2 protein-coding genes and 1 pseudogene are annotated in these 2,482 nt (G+C 74.7%); 1 reads left to right on the top strand and 2 read right to left on the bottom strand.

The window, feature by feature from the left end:
* Together DKL51_RS30910 and DKL51_RS30905 are read right to left on the bottom strand one after the other, a co-directional pair.
* Window positions 1-130: pseudogene (locus DKL51_RS30910) on the bottom strand (3-keto-5-aminohexanoate cleavage protein); the annotation flags it as partial.
* A 218-nt stretch (window positions 131-348) separates the two neighbouring features.
* Window positions 349-1,428: an App1 family protein phosphatidate phosphatase gene (locus DKL51_RS30905; protein WP_185734981.1), complete on the bottom strand. Its 1,080-nt coding sequence runs from the start codon at window positions 1,426-1,428 to the stop codon at window positions 349-351.
* Window positions 1,429-1,522: 94 nt separating this feature from the next.
* Here DKL51_RS30905 and DKL51_RS30900 point away from each other — a divergent pair.
* Window positions 1,523-2,482, top strand: a 960-nt coding sequence (locus DKL51_RS30900) for a glycosyltransferase family protein (RefSeq protein ID WP_498070964.1), incomplete at its 3' end; no start/stop codon positions are given.

Below are 2,482 nucleotides of genomic sequence, written 5' to 3'. Positions count from 1 at the left end.
GCAGCATCTGGTGGGCGGCGACCAGCGTCTGGGCGGTGCCCGGCATGCCGCCCGGGACGCCCATCACGAAGTCGACGTGCACGTGCCCGCCGTGCGGCAGGCCGTACTTGCCGAGCAGGCGCTGGAGAGCAGCAGAACGGCGGCGCGGGCGACGGCCAGCAGGGCGCGGGCACGGACGACGCGGGGAAGTCCGGCAACGGCGCGGCGGACGCCGGGATGCCGCAGGACGGCACGGGCGACAACGGCATGGCCGGCGCCGGCACGGGCGCCGAGGGCGGCACGGTCAGCTCCGGCAGCGGGTCGAGCACCGACTAGGACGGTCGCGGCGGGCGCGGGCCGGGTCGTACGTCAGACCAGGCCCGCGTCCCGCAGCAGCTTCCACAGCCCGGCGCCGTCCGGCGCGGAGAGCCACTTCTGCCCCACCGGCCCGGCGGACGGGAGGCCCGCCGGCGCGGGCAGGCTGCCGGCGAGGACCGACTGGGTCGGTGAGAGCCGGCGGATGGCCACCCCGGCCACGTTGTCCGGGTTGGCGGCGGCGAACTCCCGGTAGATCTCTGGATCGTGCTGCCCGTCGTCGCCGATCAGCAGCCACTTCACGTCCGGGAACTCGCGGGCCAGCCGGGCCAGGGTGGCCCGCTTGTGCTCGCTGCCGCTGCGGAACCAGCGGTCCGCGGTCGGCCCCCAGTCGGTGAGGAGCAGCGGCCCCGCCGGGTAGAGGTGCCGGGAGAGGAACCGGGTGAGCGTCGGGGCGACGTTCCACGCGCCGGTGGAGAGGTAGAAGACCGGCGCGCCGGGGTGGGCCGTGGCCAGCCGCTCGTAGAGCACGGCCATGCCGGGCACCGCGGCGCGGGCGTGCTCGTCGAGGACGAAGGTGTTCCACGCGGCGAGCAGCGGTCGGGGCAGCGCGGTGACCATCACCGTGTCGTCGATGTCGGAGAGGATGCCGAACCGGACGTCCGGGTCGAGGATGCGGACCAGCGCCTCGACCGGCTCGGCGTCCGGCACGCTGAGCCGTACGGACGCCCAGCCGGGGGCGAAGTCCGCCTCGATGACGGTGTCGATGAAACCGCTGCGGTCGGCGGTGGCCTCGTGGCGTACGCCGCCGGCCTCGATGTTCACGGTGACATGCTTGGCGGGCAGGGTGGCGAAGCTGCGCCAGCCGCGCACCGTCTCCGGGGTGGCCCGCTGTCGGACGTCGGGACGGCTGAGGAGCACCCGGCAGAGCACGCGCGCCCACCCGGGCGCGCCGTAGCCGGCGTAAGCGATGATGTTGGGCTGCCACCCGGTGCGCTGCAACCGACTCGCGACGATCTTGTGGATGGCGTCCTCGAAGCGCGCGGCCCGGTGCAGCCGCGGTATCGCGAGTTCTCCGGCGGGTACGGGTGACGACACGCTGCCACCCTGCCACACCTGGGCGGAAGCGGCCACGCGAGTGGCCGACCACCGGCTCGGCCGATCCTCCCCGCCGTCGGCCGGCGGCGTGAAAAACTGCGGTCGGGACGACGACGGGGGCGTTGGTGTCGTGTCGACAGCAGAGCAGCACCCGGGGCGGTGGCGCCCGGCGCTCGACCGGCCGGCGCTCGTCGCGCTGCTGCTCGGGCTCGCCGGCGTCGGCTACCGCCTGGTACTGATCCTGCTGACCCTCCCCGCCTCGAACAGCGACGAGGCCACGTTCGGGCTGGCCGCGATGCACATCGCCGCCGGCCGGGACCGCCCGGTCTTCCTCTACGGCCAGCACTACATGGGCATGCTGGAGTCCTACCTCGCCGCTCCCCTGATCGGGCTGGCCGGGCCGAGCTGGCCGGCGCTGCGGCTGCCGCTGCTGGTGCTCTACGCGCTCTTCCTCTGGCTGATGTACCGGCTGACCCGCCGGCTCTGCTCCCCCTGGTTCGCCACCTTCGTCGTCGGGCTGCTGGCGCTCGGCTCCGAGCGGGTGGTCCGGGACCAGCTCACCGCGGTCGGCGGGCGGCCCGAGGTGAAGCCGGCGGTGGTGGCGATGCTGCTGATCGCGGTGGCGCTGGGCGAGCGGCGGGTCCGGCACCGGTGGCTGGCCACGGGCCTGTTCGGGCTGCTCGCCGGGGTGGCGCTCTGGTCGGACTGGCTGATCGTGCCGTACCTGGCGGTGGCCGGGGTGCTGCTGGTCTGGGCGGCACCCCGGGACCTGGTGGGCTGGCCGGGGGTGCTGCTGGTGGTCGGGTTCCTGCTCGGGGTGGCCCCGATGATCAAGGACAACCTGCTCGCCCCGGACGGTCAGAACTCGCTGTCGGTGCTCCGCGAGATCAGTACCAAACCCGGGCCGGTACCGCCCTGGTCGGACCGGGTGTACGGCGGGCTGCTGGAGGGGGTCCCGCTGGCCACCGGCCTCTGCCCGCCGGCCGGCTGCGCCCGCTGGCAGCAGTGGTTCGGCCTGCTCTACCCGGTGCTGCTCGCGGCCGCCGCGCTGCTCGCGCTGGTCGCGTACCGGCGGGCCGCCGATCGGGCC

The sequence above is a fragment of the Micromonospora globispora genome (assembly GCF_003857015.1).
GTDB lineage: Bacteria > Actinomycetota > Actinomycetes > Mycobacteriales > Micromonosporaceae > Micromonospora > Micromonospora globispora.
This window is presented reverse-complemented; position numbering and strand designations above follow the sequence as displayed.